The organism is Winogradskyella bathintestinalis (assembly GCF_030407435.1).
GTDB classification, from domain to species: Bacteria; Bacteroidota; Bacteroidia; order Flavobacteriales; family Flavobacteriaceae; genus Winogradskyella; species Winogradskyella bathintestinalis.
In genome coordinates this window covers 363243-379727 of record NZ_JASDDK010000002.1, presented here as the reverse complement: position 1 = coordinate 379727, position 16485 = coordinate 363243, and the positions used below count along the sequence as shown (strand labels likewise).

The 16485-nt window shown below is 34.0% G+C and carries 18 protein-coding genes; 7 read left to right on the top strand and 11 right to left on the bottom strand.

What is annotated here, in order from left to right; all coding sequences use genetic code 11:
- Nucleotides 1-126 precede the first annotated feature (126 nt).
- From QMA06_RS06640 to recF, 7 genes are all read right to left on the bottom strand, one after another.
- The gene (locus QMA06_RS06640) at nt 127-561 is read right to left on the bottom strand and encodes a BLUF domain-containing protein (protein ID WP_290206083.1); all 435 of its coding nucleotides are present in this window, start codon (nt 559-561) and stop codon (nt 127-129) included.
- A gap of 168 nt (nt 562-729) precedes the next feature.
- Nucleotides 730-1089, bottom strand: coding sequence for a hypothetical protein (locus QMA06_RS06635; protein WP_290206082.1), 360 nt, complete (start codon nt 1087-1089; stop codon nt 730-732).
- Entirely contained in the window at nt 1089-3503 is a 2415-nt protein-coding gene (locus tag QMA06_RS06630; RefSeq protein WP_290206081.1) for a penicillin acylase family protein, read from the bottom strand. Before QMA06_RS06630 ends, QMA06_RS06635 begins: the two co-directional genes overlap by 1 nt.
- A gap of 98 nt (nt 3504-3601) precedes the next feature.
- Nucleotides 3602-4084: a CIA30 family protein gene (locus QMA06_RS06625; RefSeq protein ID WP_290206080.1), complete on the bottom strand. Its 483-nt coding sequence runs from the start codon at nt 4082-4084 to the stop codon at nt 3602-3604.
- Between the two features lie 110 nt (nt 4085-4194).
- Entirely contained in the window at nt 4195-4491 is a 297-nt protein-coding gene (locus tag QMA06_RS06620; RefSeq protein ID WP_290206079.1) for a DUF721 domain-containing protein, read from the bottom strand.
- A 90-nt stretch (nt 4492-4581) separates the two neighbouring features.
- Nucleotides 4582-5073, bottom strand: coding sequence for a lipocalin family protein (locus QMA06_RS06615; RefSeq protein WP_290206078.1), 492 nt, complete (start codon nt 5071-5073; stop codon nt 4582-4584).
- On the bottom strand, nt 5074-6156 hold the full coding sequence (gene recF / locus QMA06_RS06610) for a DNA replication/repair protein RecF (RefSeq protein ID WP_290206077.1): 1083 nt from the start codon (nt 6154-6156) through the stop codon (nt 5074-5076).
- Between the two features lie 140 nt (nt 6157-6296).
- Here recF and QMA06_RS06605 point away from each other — a divergent pair, with 140 nt between their 5' ends.
- The 7 genes from QMA06_RS06605 (at nt 6297) to QMA06_RS06575 (ending at nt 12854) form a co-directional block, all read left to right on the top strand.
- Nucleotides 6297-7061 carry a tetratricopeptide repeat protein gene (locus QMA06_RS06605; RefSeq protein ID WP_290206076.1) on the top strand — a complete coding sequence of 255 codons (765 nt, stop codon included), beginning with the start codon at nt 6297-6299 and terminating at the stop codon, nt 7059-7061.
- A gap of 3 nt (nt 7062-7064) precedes the next feature.
- A complete protein-coding gene (gene ribH, locus QMA06_RS06600; RefSeq protein WP_290206075.1) occupies nt 7065-7571 on the top strand; it encodes a 6,7-dimethyl-8-ribityllumazine synthase in 507 nt (168 codons plus the stop codon).
- 455 nt (nt 7572-8026) lie between these two features.
- On the top strand, nt 8027-8311 hold the full coding sequence (locus tag QMA06_RS06595; RefSeq protein WP_290206074.1) for a riboflavin synthase subunit beta: 285 nt from the start codon (nt 8027-8029) through the stop codon (nt 8309-8311).
- Nucleotides 8311-10170 carry a DNA mismatch repair endonuclease MutL gene (gene mutL / locus QMA06_RS06590; protein ID WP_290206073.1) on the top strand — a complete coding sequence of 620 codons (1860 nt, stop codon included), beginning with the start codon at nt 8311-8313 and terminating at the stop codon, nt 10168-10170. The genes QMA06_RS06595 and mutL overlap by 1 nt, the downstream gene beginning before the upstream one ends.
- Nucleotides 10171-10173: 3 nt before the next feature.
- Nucleotides 10174-10926: a rhomboid family intramembrane serine protease gene (locus QMA06_RS06585; protein WP_290206072.1), complete on the top strand. Its 753-nt coding sequence runs from the start codon at nt 10174-10176 to the stop codon at nt 10924-10926.
- 2 nt (nt 10927-10928) lie between these two features.
- Nucleotides 10929-11801 (top strand): rhomboid family protein, encoded by an 873-nt coding sequence (locus tag QMA06_RS06580; protein ID WP_290206071.1) that lies wholly within the window; start codon nt 10929-10931, stop codon nt 11799-11801.
- A 30-nt stretch (nt 11802-11831) separates the two neighbouring features.
- Nucleotides 11832-12854 (top strand): endonuclease/exonuclease/phosphatase family protein, encoded by a 1023-nt coding sequence (locus QMA06_RS06575; RefSeq protein ID WP_290206070.1) that lies wholly within the window; start codon nt 11832-11834, stop codon nt 12852-12854.
- Here the strand turns inward: QMA06_RS06575 and QMA06_RS06570 are convergent, their stop codons facing one another.
- From QMA06_RS06570 to dapB, 4 genes are all read right to left on the bottom strand, one after another.
- Nucleotides 12855-13163, bottom strand: coding sequence for a DUF6122 family protein (locus tag QMA06_RS06570; protein ID WP_290206069.1), 309 nt, complete (start codon nt 13161-13163; stop codon nt 12855-12857).
- A 101-nt stretch (nt 13164-13264) separates the two neighbouring features.
- Nucleotides 13265-13882, bottom strand: coding sequence for a WbqC family protein (locus QMA06_RS06565; protein ID WP_290206068.1), 618 nt, complete (start codon nt 13880-13882; stop codon nt 13265-13267).
- A gap of 219 nt (nt 13883-14101) precedes the next feature.
- Entirely contained in the window at nt 14102-15709 is a 1608-nt protein-coding gene (lepB, locus tag QMA06_RS06560) for a signal peptidase I (protein ID WP_290206067.1), read from the bottom strand.
- 61 nt (nt 15710-15770) lie between these two features.
- Nucleotides 15771-16472: a 4-hydroxy-tetrahydrodipicolinate reductase gene (dapB, locus tag QMA06_RS06555; protein WP_290206066.1), complete on the bottom strand. Its 702-nt coding sequence runs from the start codon at nt 16470-16472 to the stop codon at nt 15771-15773.
- Between the last annotated feature and the right edge of the window lie 13 nt (nt 16473-16485).

Here is a 16485-nt window from a genome sequence, read left to right as displayed (position 1 = left end):
GCGATAAGTTTCAACAATAGACTAGGATTAATTGTTCAATATATGATGCTTATTTTTTGTATAAATCCTGTCAAGGTTGAGGAATTGTTTGAAGTCGTATCGTTTAACTATAGAATAGCCTATTAATTAGGCATTCTCATAGTATTCAACCGAGCCATTTTCTAATATTCTACGTACCTGTCCCCAAAATGTTAGTAAAGAATTCGACGCTTTATCTGTAAGTTTCGAAAGCATTAATAAATTATTTACAAATTGTATAACATAGGAATCATTGGGGCGGTGATATGCCATATTCCAACCCGTAAAATATCGACTGCTAATTTGGTTTTCATAGAGTAAGGTTATATTGTGATGTCTGCGGTCGCTTTTGATTTTCTCAAATACTTCACAAACGTGTTCTTTCTCTCCTTCTAAAATTTGAACAAAACTATTATTGTGATATATGAGACATCCAGAAATTCCCCTTTTTTTATTCGTTGCTGTTGCCTCTTCTAGAATATTTTCCAAATCTTCAATGGTAAGACCGGGTGTTGATTGAGAATGGTAATTCAGTTGGTACATGTATTCTATATTTATAAAACGCCCCAATTAGCTGTAAATAAATAATGAGCTAAAGGAAGTAGTGTACTAAATTTGAGATACCAGAGGAATCACGTCACTACTATAATCGTATTAAGAAAACAAATCTACACTATTTGAAGTAATTATGATTTTTATTTTAGAAAGTTATTAAGATTTCGCGCTTAACACTAAACCTAATTGCTTTCCAAACACAGCAGAAATTCCGCTAGCTAATCCACCAACAAGTCCTGTAAGTATAATTAATATAAAAGGATTGCCACCTAATGGTAATAGCACGGCTATACGTTGCGCCAAGGTATAATCATTACCATTACTTAATATAAAACTATACACAGACCAAAAGAGTAGAATCGCTAAAAACGGCACAAAGAATACTGCAGCTTTTTTAAGTGGTATAAATAGCGCTGTTGCAAAGGCCGCAACCATTACTGACCACCACGGTAAAAATAAAGAACAGAGAAATGCTAGTATAATAGTAAGTATAAAATTGATAATATTCTTGCTCATTACTTAGTCGGTATTAAGGTTTGTGTGCCGATAATAGCATCAGTTGCTTTATCACTTTGTAAAAAATTTAGCTTATGGTATTTGCCAGCAGCCCAATCGTCTATAAAATTATCGTAATATTTACTGCCAGGATTTCCAGATTGTCCCCCTGGATAAATGCCTAAAGCGGTCGGTGGTGAGGTCATTTCTACAATCATTCTCCAAGAAGGACCCCAATTTTCTGATGTAGCATTTACAATGTTTTTGCCACCTCCAATCGGAATATCGAATCGAGAGAAAGCAGGTAGAGCTTGTAATAAATGGCCCACGAATGTGCCTTTGTAATCCACCCAATTGAGATCTCCATTATCTGCTTTCCAGGTGTTGAGATTTTTAACGGCTTCACTAAAACTTAAATTGAATAGATCTTTCGCCGTTTCTTTTTCTGGTGTACTCAAAATATCCATGAAGGCGTTGTCGCCATTATTTTTCAATAAATAAATCGTTTGATACGTAAATGGTGGTGTGATCACTGTATCTTCAATATCGAACTCATCCCAAACCATATCGTAAAGCACATCGTACCATGCCTCCCAAATACTTGGGCCAATTTCTTCCATATCGTTATTGAATTGCCATTTTGATGCTATTTCATAAATTTCCTTTTCCTCTTTAGTGAAATTAGAAATATTCATTGTTTTAAGCATATACGGCATCAGTTCGGAAGCTTTAAGGTTATAATTATTATTGTGTAAATTCTTAAAATCTTGAATATTAAATTTTTCTTTTGAATCGAAAAAATCGTTAATCACACGGTTTCTATATGTTTCATATCCATCGTTAAATACGAAATAAGGATAGGCTTCATCAACCGGCGATTGGTTGGCAGAACTTACATATCCACGTGCAGGGTTTTTAGTATGCGCATTAAATTGCTGTGGTATAAAACCTTGCCAGTCATTTTCTGGTTGACTACCATCCATTATAAATTTACCTTGGCCTTCCCATTTGTTAGGTAATTTTCCCTGAATCCAAAGCGCAATATCACCTTCGGTTGAAGCAAATACAAAGTTTTGAGCAGGTGCCGTATAATTCTCTAATGCTTTTACGTAATCGTTATAATTTTTGCTTTTATTGAGATCTAAGAACGTCTTTTGGTTATTACCACCGATATGTCCAATCCACTTCATGGCATATCCCATTTTTTCATTATCAGAGTTAAAATTTTTGTCAAAAACCACCGGTCCATGATGTGTAAAGCGAATAGAATCTGTATAAGCTTCTTGTCCTTTAATATTAATTGTTTCTACCCTGTAGGTCACATCTTTCCAATCCTCATTGTATTTATATTTTGTGCTCTTATTATTAAACTCAATTTTATACCAGTCTATCACATCTCTTGTGGCGTTAGTTTCTCCCCAAGAAATATGTTGATTAAAACCAGAAATAACCCCTAAAGCGCCAGGGAGCGTTGCACCAAAAGCGTTATGATGTGGCGTGCTTAATTGCATAACAAACCAAATGGACGGTAAATTTAGACCTAAGTGTGGATCATTCGCCAAAATGGGGTTACCAGAATATGATTTTTCTCCAGAAACTGCCCAATTGTTACTTCCATAATTTGGATCGGGCTTTTCAATGGTTTCAGAAAGCGAATCTAAAACGGGTTCATTATTATTTGGTAGTGGAGTTTGTGGTACATCGATAAAACTCCAGTCTGTTTCTTTCGGAATTATGGGATCTGTGATATCGAAGAAATCCGGAAACAATAAATCAAAACGTTCTTTACCAAATAAACGCAAAGCATTGGTGTATTCTATATCCTCATCTCCACCCGCCAACATCTTAGTCATGTACATTAATAATAGGGCTGTTTTTTTAGGTGACCAAGCTTCTGGTTGGTAGTCTAATAATTTATATTCTACCGGAAGGTGATTAGGCTTTAATTGATTGATATAACTATTAACACCGTCAGAATAAGCTTGGACGAACGCCTTGGTTTGTTCATCTTCATTCATTTTTAAAATAGCTTGCTCAGCACCATACATCATACCTCGTCGGCGCTCTTGGCGATCATAGCTCAACGCATCTTCTCCAATAATTTCGGATAAGCGACCTGCTGCGGCATACGTTTGAAATTCCATTTGCCATAGTCTATGCTTAGCTGTTATATAACCTTGTGCTCGGTATAAGTCGCGTTCGTTTTGTGCAAATACGTGTGGAATTAATTGTGCATCATAATGAACCGTAACTTTATCTTTTAATTCAGATATAAAAATGTCTCCCGATATGGTTTCATCGGTTTCATTTTGCCAAACCCCAGAATAGGGGTTTAGAAATTTTCCTATAGGTGGAATGGCACCGAGTTTGGTATTTAATACAAAAAATACACCTATAGTTAATATGAAAGATAGGGTGAGTTTGAAATACTTCATGTAGTTGAATTATAGTCGGATTTAAAAATAGGGAATAATTTGATAGCGTTTCAAACGAATCGTACTAATCTTTAAAAGATAATTTTAAAAGTGTTTTATTATTTTAGAGAAATATTATCAATGAGTAGTTTAAAATTTTCTTCTTCTTTATTGCCGAATAAAAAAGCAATTTCTTCCATTTGGTTTCCATCAAAATTAGGAATATCTAATTTACGTCCTCTATAAGCGGCATACATTTCTGAAAAAGGGATCTCAATAGTTTGCCAATTTTCAGTCGTATTGAATTCATAGATATAAGAATGACGATTGTTTTGTTGATCCTTAACACGAAATTGATAAGGCTTTCCATCACCTTTTATTTTAATTACAAACTTTGAGTAATCAGCTGTTGTTTTGGTCTTGAAATTATAGCGTAAGGATGAAAATCCTCCATTATTTTTTAAGGATATTTTACCTATAAATTTACCGTGACCTTCCTCGTTGATTATAAAATCACCATTAGAACGCCCACCCATAACTACATCGTCTAAGATTTTCCAGTTTGATATATCGCTATCTTTTGTAAAATTAAAAATCGTCATAGTTTGTAGCATGAAAATTATAAATATGCTTTTAAATAGTGTCATGTTATAAAGGTAAGGAGCATCTCGGAAAGTAAGAACTGATTTATCAAAATTTTATTATTTAAACGTTAGCGAAGTACGAGCTTCTTAACCACTTCTTTTCTAAGTGATTCGTTAAGCATTTTGATGATTTTATCAGTGCCATAACTTAATTCCTCGCGCAGTACACTAGAGCTAAGTTGTACATAAAGGGTATCGTGTTTTAGTTCAATGGCTGTGGTGTAATTATTAACTCCGTTACCCATTAAATTGGCCCAGGCTTCTCGTACATCCACTTTGTCTAAACCTGTCTGTAGATTGTTGGTTTGCACAAATTCCTTAAGTATGTCTTGTATCGGTTGGTTATCGTTCTTACGTTTTGCCATAGTGTTACGTTTAAATATTATTTAAGCTGTTGTCTCAAACTATTTTTATAGTGACCTATTTTTATCACTATTTATAATACAAATTACAAACTACTCTTCTAAATCTAATTGTAACGGTGTATACCGTTTATATAAATATATGTTATCATCTGCATTAATAATCCGAAGTTGTTCAGTGTTGGCCTCTAACACCGTTTCCTTCCAGTTGGTATAAGGTGTATTATAATAGATATGTAATTCGTTGTTCTCAAGTTTTAATTCAATGGCTTCAGCATCATTAGAAGAATAGTACGTATCGTTAATGCCTGGATTCAATTTTTTTCGGAAGCCTTTTAAACTGTCGTTTACACTTATGTAATCTATGGTTTCATTGAAATTATATTCTTTTTTGCTGCCATCTGGCATCATGACTTCCTGTATCTCCCAATAACCCTCTATATGTTGAATGTAGTTCTCAGGATTTTTTGAGCAACTAATAAATAACAATCCTAATAATAGAAATGTCGTTATCCAATTAGATCGGTTATCAACGATGCGCTTAATGAATGATTTAAAATGAACATTTTTACTTTTAATTTTCATCTATTTCAGCTTAAAAATTTTATAAGATTGATGCGTTTGTTTTATCACTTCTTCAGTGCGTTCGGCATGCGTATCGCTAATAAATATTTGCCCGAAATGTGCATCATCTACTAAGTTAATAATTTGGGCAACTCGGTTTTCATCTAGCTTATCAAAAATATCATCTAACAATAAAATTGGTGAGACTCCACTCTGTTGCTTAATAAAATCGAATTGGGCCAACTTTAAGGCAATTAAAAACGATTTTTGTTGGCCTTGGCTTCCAAATTTTTTAATCGGGAAATCGTCAATCGAAAAGACTAAATCATCTTTGTGAGTTCCCACGCTGGTATATTGTAAAGCTTTGTCCTTATTGATAGTTTTGTTTAGTAAATCTTTTAATTCATCATCAAACAAGTCACTTTTATAGGTTAAATCAATAGCTTCTTTGCTTTGGCTAATGGCTTCATAACGCGATTTAAAAATTGGTATGAACGTTTTTAAAAATGCATCTCGTTTCTTAAAAATTTCGCTACCATAAGTATGAAGCTGTTCATTATATATAGAAAGCGTATCCGCATTAAACGTATTATTCAGCGCAAAATACTTTAATAGTGCGTTTCGTTGTGTTAGTACCTTATTATAATTAATAAGATCTGCTAAATAACTTTTGTCACTTTGCGATATAACGCTATCAATAAATTTACGACGCGTATCACTACCTTCGATAATGAGATCACGGTCTGCTGGTGATATAATAACTAAAGGTATAAAACCAATATGTTCACTAAACTTTTCATAGGCTTTAGCATTACGTTTAATTACTTTTTTTTGACCTCGTTTTAAGGAAACAATGATTTTCTCGTCGCGGTCATTTTTAGTAAAATGGCCGTCAACCACAAAAAATTCAGCATTATGATTAATATTCTGAACGGCGATAGGGTTAAAGTAACTTTTTCCGAAAGCGAGATGGTAAATAGCGTCGAGCGCATTTGTTTTCCCGATGCCATTAGCACCAACAAAACAATTGATTTTGGCATCGAAATCGAAATCCTGACTTTCAAAATTTTTATAATTAATTAAGGATAGTGTGTTTAGATTCATGAAAAACGAATAGTTTCCTTGATTTTAGTGCTATGGTAAAGCTTTTTGTGCTTGTCATTAATAATTCAAAAATAACAAATAAATAGGTTTTTAAATCCCAATAAAAATTTTATTTTTGCGCACGCACAAAATGACAAGTTATGGCAACGTATAAGAAAAGAGGCTACAAACCAAAAACCAAAAAGGAGAAGGAAGAAATTGTTGAAGATGACTCAACAACAGCTGAAGTATTTAATACTTTAGATGAAGGAGCTTCTCGGACTGAGGAATGGGCTGTTCAGAACCAGAAATATATTATCGGTATCGTTGGAGCTGTGGCTTTAGTGGTTTTAGGTTATTTAGGATACAATAAAATTGTTGCTGAGCCTAAGGCAAAAGATGCTATGAATGAGATGTATACGGCTAAAACGTATTTTGATGAAGCTGTTAATGGTACGTCTTCAGATTCACTTTACAGAATGTCTTTAGAGGGTGGTGAAGGTAAGTATGGTATGTTAGATATTATTAGTGAGTATGGTGGAACTCCTGCAGCTAATCAAGCTAATTATTATGCTGGTATGGCTTATTTAAATCTTAAAGATTATCAAAATGCCATTACACATTTAGGTGATTTTTCTAGTGATGATAAAATGTTAAATCCTATAGCAAAAGGGGGTATTGGTGATGCTTTTGTTCAGTTAGAACAACCTGAAGAAGCTATAGGCTATTATGAAGAAGCGTTTAAAGCAAATACTAACGATTTTACCACACCATTATATTTAATGAAAGCGGCAAGAGTTGCTATTGGTTTGGGACAGAATGAAAAGGCGTTGGATTATTTAACACGAATTAAATCTGAGTTTTCAGCATCGAGTGAGGCTAAAGACGCAGATGTATTAATAGGAAAAGTAGAAGCAAGCTTATAGTATATGGCAACTGCAAATCATAATTTATCGAATTACGATAAAGCTACAATCCCAAACGCGAAAGATTTTCGGTTTGGGATTGTTGTTTCAGAATGGAATGATAACATAACCGAAGGTTTATGGCAAGGTGCTTTTGAGGCACTTATAGATTGTGGAGCGATTAAGCAAAATATTGTCCGCTGGAATGTTCCGGGCACGTTTGAACTCACTTATGGCGCAGCCCGAATGAGTAAAAGTATTTATGCTGATTCTGGCATGTTAGATGCTATTATTGTGATTGGTTGTGTTATTCAAGGAGAAACCAAACATTTCGATTTTGTTTGCGAAGGAGTTACTCAAGGGATCAAAGATCTTAACCTTAAGGGTGATATTCCTGTAATATTCTGCGTGCTTACCGATAATAATATGCAACAATCCATTGATCGCTCTGGTGGGAAACATGGTAATAAAGGTACAGAAGCTGCAATTGCGGCAATTAAGATGGCGGCTTTACGTAAAGAAACGGTTTAAGTCTTCTGTTGGCAGTTTTCAGTCAACAATCCACGGTCCTCAAACAATTTTATAGAATCCTATTGGATTTGGGTGAAATTTAATTTTGCCTATGATTTGCTACCTATAACCTTCAGCTTATTGCCTACTAACTCTGGCATCCTTTTTGTTCATAATTTTAAGGAATCCTTAGGCTTTGTTTTCTTGTATTTTCTGTACTTTTGGTATTAATCAAGTTTAATTTAGAGGTTAATTGTTTAATCAGAGAAAAAATAAACGTTTTACATACAAATCGCGACTTCAGGATTCCGATAACAGAAAGTCGAAAGACGACTTGGAGACTAAATGGGATGACATTAGGGGCAATGGCAAAAGACAAAATCGTGTCTTAACGTCGTTACCTAGTTTAATAATTATGTTAGTCTTACTTTTTGTTTTAATTTATATTCTCAACGGATATATTAAATAAGGAAATTATGGGATTAATGAAATTGAAAAAGAATCGAAAGTATAATTATAAACCTCGTTTTTACAAAGGAGAAGGTAGTCCTTTTGAGCTTAAGCATAAATTCGATGATCAAAGAACAACTGTGAACCCTGCAAAAGGAATAAAAGGAAAATTAAATGCTGCTTTAGACGATTATAATCATAATCCGGATACTAATGTAAATAAGCGTGTTCTTCTTATTATAGCTATTTTAGTGTTTTTGTTTTTATTCATTATAGGTTTTGACCTCTCTATTTTCCTTCCCAAAAGCTAATGTCAGATATTATTCAACTTTTACCAGACCATGTTGCCAACCAAATTGCAGCTGGTGAGGTAGTGCAACGACCTGCGTCTGTAGTTAAAGAACTACTGGAGAATGCTATCGATGCCAATGCTACCGAAATAAAACTTATTATTAAAGATGCTGGCAAAACTCTAGTACAAGTTATTGACAACGGCAAAGGCATGAGCGTGACAGATGCGCGACTCAGTTTTGAGCGTCATGCGACTTCAAAAATTAAAGCTGCAGAAGATTTATTTCAACTCAATACCAAAGGGTTTAGGGGTGAAGCTCTAGCGAGTATTGCTGCTATTGCACATGTGGAGTTGAAAACAAAACAAGACGATGACGATTTAGGAACCGCCATTGTTATTGAGGGTAGTGAAGTAAAATCGCAAGACGTTTTCGTAACGCCAACAGGAACTTCGGTTGCCGTAAAGCATTTGTTTTTTAATATTCCTGCAAGACGTAATTTTTTAAAATCCGATACTGTAGAGCTTCGGCATATCACAGATGAATTTCATCGCGTGTCTTTAGCGCATCCAAATATAGCCTTCGCATTCTATCATAATGGAAGTGATTTATTTAATGTACCACAAGAAAATTACAGACAACGCGTGGTGCATATTTTTGGAACAAAAACCAATGAAAAGTTAGTACCCGTAGAAGAAGAAACAGAAGTGCTGAAAATTTCAGGTTTTGTAGGGAAACCTAATTTTTCAAAGAAAACAAAGTCTGAACAATTCTTCTTTGTGAATCAACGTTTTATTAAGAGTCCATATTTAAACCATGCTATAAAATCGGCTTTTGAGGGTTTATTAAAAGATGGTTATCATCCCAGTTATTTTTTGAATCTTACTGTAGATCCAAAGTCTATCGATATTAATATTCATCCTACGAAAACTGAAATTAAGTTTGATGATGAGCACACGCTTTATGCGATTTTACGTTCTGCGGTAAAACACAGTTTAGGTCAATTTAATATTGCACCTGTATTAGATTTTGAACATCAGAGCAGTTTAAACACTCCTTATAATTATAAGGATAAATCAGCTGCTGCTCCGGCTATTGAAGTCGATCGAAACTTTAATCCGTTTTCGAATGAGCCGGGTCACAGTAGACAAAAAGTGAGTAATAATTCAGGTTTTACCTCTGCACCAAAATCGTCTTGGGAAAGTTTGTATGTTGGACTTGAGTCTAAGAGCAATACATCACAATCCGATTTTAGTGAGGTAACCTTTGAAAGCGATTCTAAAAACACATCTATTTTTAGCGATTCAACTATAGAGACTAAAAAAACAACTTTTCAATTACAGCAAAAGTTTATTGTAAGTACTTTGAAATCTGGTATGTTGGTTATTGATCAAAATAGGGCACATCAACGGATTTTATATGAGAACTTTTTAAGACATATCACTATAAAGGAAGCGACAAGTCAACAATTATTGTTTCCGTTGCAATTACATTTCACACCTAACGAAACGAAAATTATTGAAGAACTAAAAGCTGATTTAGAACACACGGGCTTTGTATTTTCAGAATTGACAGCTAAAGAAATCCGAATTACAGGTGTCCCTGTCGGAGTTCCTGAGAGTGAGGTGTCTATAATTTTAGAGCAATTAATTAGTGACGTGGAAAACGATGTGCCAGATACTAATTTTAGTGCAGCGGATTTATTAGCAAAATCTATGGCTAAAAGTTTGGCGATTAAAAACGGGCAGTCGCTAAATAGTACAGAACAAGAACATATGGTAAATAGTTTATTTGCCTGTAAGGAACCTAATGTATCACCAACCAATAGACCAACGTTTATCACAATGGCGGTTGATGATATTGAAAAAAAATTTATGTAACGTATGAGACAAGGCATAACAGATGCGGTTAAACATTTACTAATTATTAATGTGGTAATGTTTGTAGGAACTTTGGCAATTGGTAATGGAGTTGCTTTCTATCAGTGGTTTGCTCTTTATTTTCCTCAAAGTCCTGCCTTTCAGCCCTGGCAAGTCGTAACGCACATGTTTATGCACGGCAATTTTATGCATATTGCATTTAATATGTTTGCATTGTGGATGTTTGGTACCGCTGTAGAACAGATTTTTGGTTGGCAAAAGTTTATCATATTTTATTTGCTCTCTGGTTTGGGAGCCGCAGTGATTCAAATTGCCTTTTTATATTTTCAATTTAATTCGGGTTTGTCGACTTTAATAGAAAACGGGATGTCTCAACCTGAAATTATGGAAATTCTTAGTGAGGGGAAATATAATACGGCCTGGGTGCAAATATTAGGAGACAACTTTGATAGTTTTGTTGGTGCGTTCAATAGTACAATGGTAGGTGCATCTGGTGCCATTATGGGAGTTTTAGTGGCATTTGGGATGTTGTTTCCAGAGTCGAAACTCATGCTTATTTTTCTTCCAATACCAATCAAGGCAAAATATTTTATTCCTGCTATTATCGCTTTAGACTTATTTTCGGCAATCTCTGGGAATTCCATATTTAGTCCGAGTAATACGGCTTACATGGCGCACGTTGGTGGTGCTCTCACAGGGTTTTTATTAATGTATTTTTGGAAGAAAAATGAAAAGGATAAATACCGTTGGAATTAATTATGACTACAGTTCAAGATTTAAAATACAAGTTTAACAATCTCGATGTTTTTGGTAAAATCATTGCCATTAATGTGGTGGTTTTTTTGGTTGGCTTGATATTCAGTTCATTATTTCGGATTGATTTATTTAACTATTTTGAATTACCCTCCGACATCGTTGATTTTTTATTGCAACCTTGGTCTATAATTTCTTATGCATTTTTACATAATGGCATATGGCATTTAGCGTTTAATATGTTATTTCTGTATTATTTATCGAGAGTAACCACAAATTTGTTTCGGTCTAAAATGATTTTGAATGTCTACTTCTTAGGAATTATTTCTGGTGGAATAGCTTATTTATCGTTTACTAATCTTGTACCCACTACACTTTTTTCTGGTAGAGGAGTATTAGTCGGTGCGTCTGCCGGTGTTAGTGCCTTGTTGCTTTTTGTAGCGGCTTATATGCCAAATAGTGAAATACGATTGTTTAATGTTTTTAATGTAAAATGGAAACATATTGCCATGGTTTTAGTGGGCTTAGATTTGGTGAGGATGTTATCGGGACAAAATCAAGGAGGATTTGTAGCACATTTTGGAGGTTATATTTTGGGGTATGTGTATGCTACTAAACTTTTAAAAGGTACAGATATCGGCACAGGATTTGAGCGTAGTATGGATTCGTTTACAAATTTGTTTAAGCCAAAATCTAAACTTAAAACCGTTCATAAAAATAAAACACAAACTAAAGCTAAACGTAAGACTAAAACTGATTCTGATGCGTTAAGTAAGCAGAAAAAAATAGATAACATTCTTGATAAAATTAGTAAAAGCGGGTATGAAAGTTTAACAGCCGACGAGAAAGCGTTTTTATTTAAAGTAGGCAAAGATTAATACTATTTAATTTTTGGAGAGCCAAAAACTATGAAAGGATTAAAATTTGGTAGTAAAATTATATTTGTAATCAATTCGTTGGTCGCCTTTTTATTACTTATCTCTTATATTTTACCTTACATTCCGCCAAAAAGTTTCGCCACATTATCGGTACTAAGTTTAGGTGTACCCTTGCTTATTTTGCTTAATTCGCTCTTTTTTATTTATTGGTTACTCCGTGTAAAAAAACAATTGCTCTTATCTTTAGTAGTGCTCATGCTAGGCTGGAATTATATCAATTCTATGTACAAATTTTCGGCTTCTACTGATATTAAAGATGATGATAATTTTTCAGTGATGTCTTATAATGTAAGACTATTTAATAGGTTTGATTGGTTACCTAAGAAAAAGGTTAAAGAAGAAATTTTAGCATTTATTCAAAAGGAACGTCCAGATATTTTATGTCTTCAAGAATATAGAACAGGAGACCCTATTGATTTAGAAGGGTATAATAATTTTAATGCAAGGCCAACTCAGGGCATTAAACCAGGACAAACCATTTTTTCTAAGTTCCCAATTATAAATTCAGGTTCATTAGAGTTTCCTAATACCTATAATAATGCGATTTTTGTTGATATCGTAAGACGTCAAGATACAATCCGCGTTTATACATTTCATTTACAATCTTCCGGAATTGAAACTGATGTTGAAAAATTAAAACAAGAAACCTCTAGCCATTTGTTTAAACAAGTTGGTTCTACGTTTAAAGCGCAACAAGATCAAGTGGATTTATTTTTAGCCCATAAAGATAAAACTAAGTATAAAACGATTATCACGGGCGATTTTAATAATACAGCCTATTCTTATATTTATAGAAAAGTCATCGGTGATGAATTTAAAGATACGTTTGAGGAAGCCGGCAATGGCTTTGGAAGAACTTACGATTTTAAATTTTTTCCTATGAGAATTGATTTTATTTTGGCCGATAAAGCGTTTACGGTAAATGGATTTAAAACCTACGACGTACTATTATCTGATCATTATCCTATAAAAACTACACTCACCTTACCGTAGCTACATTAAGCTGCAATCTGCTATATCTGCCATAATATGAATAACCAACCCTAGGCCAATAATTCTTGTCTTTTTAGGAATTAACAAAATAAAATAAACCGCAATCGCATAATAGGAGTGAAGTGGGTGAAAATTAATACTACAACGGTTAGGATCGAATATCGGATTTGCTAATAAATGATCTAAATCTATTAACATCCCTAAAATCATTATACCATAAGCCTTCAGCCAAAACTTTCTGTAAAATAAAATGGCAACGACCAATGGTAGACCAAAATGTATACCGTAATGCACTGTTGATTGAAGCATAATTAATTGTTTTTACTCAACATATTTTAAAATCTTTTCAATTGACCAATGTAAAATAGACTTGAAAAATAATTTTTTGGAGCAGATTTTAATATTGGTTTTTACTTTATATATAGTTGTTGTTTCAAATACATTTCCGAATTAGGACCTTCATTAAAGAGCAAATCTAAAATACTAAGATTAGAGATAAAACCATGTTTCTCTGTAAAAACTTGTGTGTAAGGCTGAAATGAGGGCACTTTAAAATTACGTTTAGCTAAATTTCTTAGGTCTGTTTTTCCTTTGGGTTCTAATTCAAAGGTAGAATTATGAGTAGGGTTAATTTTAAATTGTAAAGCATTTTGAAGCACATCGAAGCATTTTAAATTGAAATCTAAGATATATTCAAATTGTTTTTCAAAAAGCGGCATTAAGTCATCGATATAGAATTCGAAGAAAGGGGACATGCTATAAGCAGATTGTAAGGACTTTAAATGTAAAACCTGCCATTGTTCTTCATTGGCGATTTTTACATCTTTATATAATTGCCGATTTTTTTGGGAATAACTAACAGGAACGGTTAAAGCTAACTTGCCATTGGCAGCATAAATTTCAGTGCGATTTCGAAACGATTGCTTTTGATAATTGTCGCTGACCTCAAAATAAACGGTATCAGCATTCACTATGGCCCAAAAATGTGCAAGATTTGGGAAATATGTAGGGTAAATGAGACTGTTCATGATGACGTACTAAATAGGTTTTTACACTAATGAATTATAATATTTGGATTTGCAATCCACTTATAAAGCGCTCTCCTTTTTTCATATTAACAATTGTACAAAGACAATACATATTGTTTAGCACATTAATAGTCCGTAACGGAAATAGGCTCTATAAGCCAACCATTTATATATATAGCGAATAAAAAATGAAACTCTATTCTTCCACCTAAAAGATCATCAGATTTCCTTAGCCTTTTTCTTCTTTCTCCATTTATTAAAAAGTGTAATTCCTAAGACAAGAATTATAAAAGGAATGAGATAGGAGGTGCGTTCATGACCACCACTTACTGTAGTGAAAATTCTATCCCATCGGAAACTCCAGTTTTTAATACCATCATTAATCCCATCGATGCTCATCCAAATAAACACCGGTTTACCAAAAACATGATTATTAGGTACAAATCCCCAGTATCTGCTATCAATGGAATTGTGCCTATTATCACCCATCATCCAATAATAATCTTGTTTAAAGGTATATGACGTTGCAGGTTGGTCGTTAATAAAAATTTGGTTGCCTCTTGTAACTACCTTATTGCCTTCGTACTCTCCAATGGTACGTTTATATATGGAAATATTGTCCATATCCAAGTTTACCGTGGCACCAGCTTTTGGAATCCATAGTGGGCCGAAATTATCTGCATTCCAGCTGTAATTTGGATCTCGAGGAAACATATTTCCGTTCTCACCTTTAGGTTGTTTAATAGGTGTAACCGAGGCCACTTCAGGATGTAGTTTTAATTGTGCAATAGCTTCATCGGTAGCGGCAGGAATTCTATAAGAATCTTCTGTTGTACCATACCCTAGACCATCTGTGATATCATATTTTTTTAGAATTTCAAAAATTCTTGCAGGTTGTAACTGGCGTTTAAAGGTTATATCATAGGAAAACTGAAGGTGAGATCTCGGAGGTAATTTATTTTGTTTACCATTGATAAAAACATAACCGTTTCTTATTTCTAAAGTATCTCCCGCAACACCAACGCAACGCTTAACTAAGTTGGTTTTTTTATCTATAGGTTTATAGTAATTACGATCTGGGTTGAAATCGTTCATGCTCAGCAATGTATCTGCTGGTTGGTTAAAAACTACGATATCATTTCTTTCAACATCTTCAAAGCCAGGTAATCTAAAAAATGGCAATTGGAGTTTGTTCATCCAAGAGGTATTCCGTTCTTCGTAATTATCATTAAATAAATACGATTTTTGCCCTATTACAGGAATTGTATCATGAACCATTGGTGCGCCCACTGTGGTCATTGGAGTTCTCGCTCCATAATGAAATTTACTCACAATAAGAAAGTCTCCGACCAACAATGACTTCTCTAAAGATGACGATGGAATGACAAAGGGTTGAAAGAAATAAGTGTGAACAATAGTTGCAGCCACAATAGCGAATAGGACAGAGGTAATCCATTCTCCTGTAGAAGTCTTTGGCTTAAGCTTTCTATCTTCAATATAATGCACATCAGTTAGGTAATTTAAATAGTACAAATAAAAACCTAAAGTAATTATGCATAAGAGGGCATCAATTTTTGAGTCTTTTCCGAATGCTCGCGCTGTTTCCACCCATACTGCAGGAATCATAATAAGATTAACAATAGGTAAAAACATTAAAATGACCCACCACCACGGCCGTGAAATAATTTTCATTAATATCACTGCGTTATAGACAGGTACAAAAGCTTCCCATGCTTTTCGGTTCGCTTTAATATATAATTTCCATGTCCCTAAGCCATGTATAATTTGTAAAATAAGTAGAAAGAAAAACCACTGTGTCCAGCTCATAATATGATATTTATTCTCGTAAGTTGAAAATTATTTCAATTTGTTTCAAAATCTCGGCAAGTTAACCAATGTTTAACACATCTTTCATGCTAAATACGCCTTTTTTGTCTTTAATCCATTCGGCTGCAATAATAGCGCCCATCGCAAAACCTTGTCTGCTGTGTGCGGTGTGTTTAATGCTAATAGAATCGATTTCAGAACTATATGTAATTTCATGCGTTCCAGGAACGTTTTCTATGCGCTTGGCTGCAATATGAATCTCGTTGGACTTTGGTTGGTCTAGGGTCCAATTAGTATAGTTATTAAACTTAATTATTTGTTCGGCTAACGTTATTGCGGTACCGCTTGGTGCATCTAATTTTTGTGTGTGGTGAATTTCCTCTATTTCGGTAGAATATTCCGTAAAGCCGGCCATTAACTCACTTAGTTTTTTATTGAGTTCAAAAAATAGATTAACGCCTAAACTAAAATTTGAAGCATATAAAAAAGTACCATTTTTAGATTTGCAGTAGTCTAAAATTTCATCGTATTTATCTAACCAACCGGTTGTGCCAGAAACCACGGGAACGCCAGCGTCTAATGCTTTTTTAATATTATTAACGGCCGCTGAGGGTACACTAAAGTCAATAGCAACGTCCGCATCTGAGAAGTTGTAATCTGAATTTGCATCAGCTATTTTAAGTGTAATAGTATGGTTTCGATTAAGTGCAATGGACTCAATATTTTTGCCCATTCTACCATATCCAAGTAAAGCTATTTTCATTATTATAAAAATT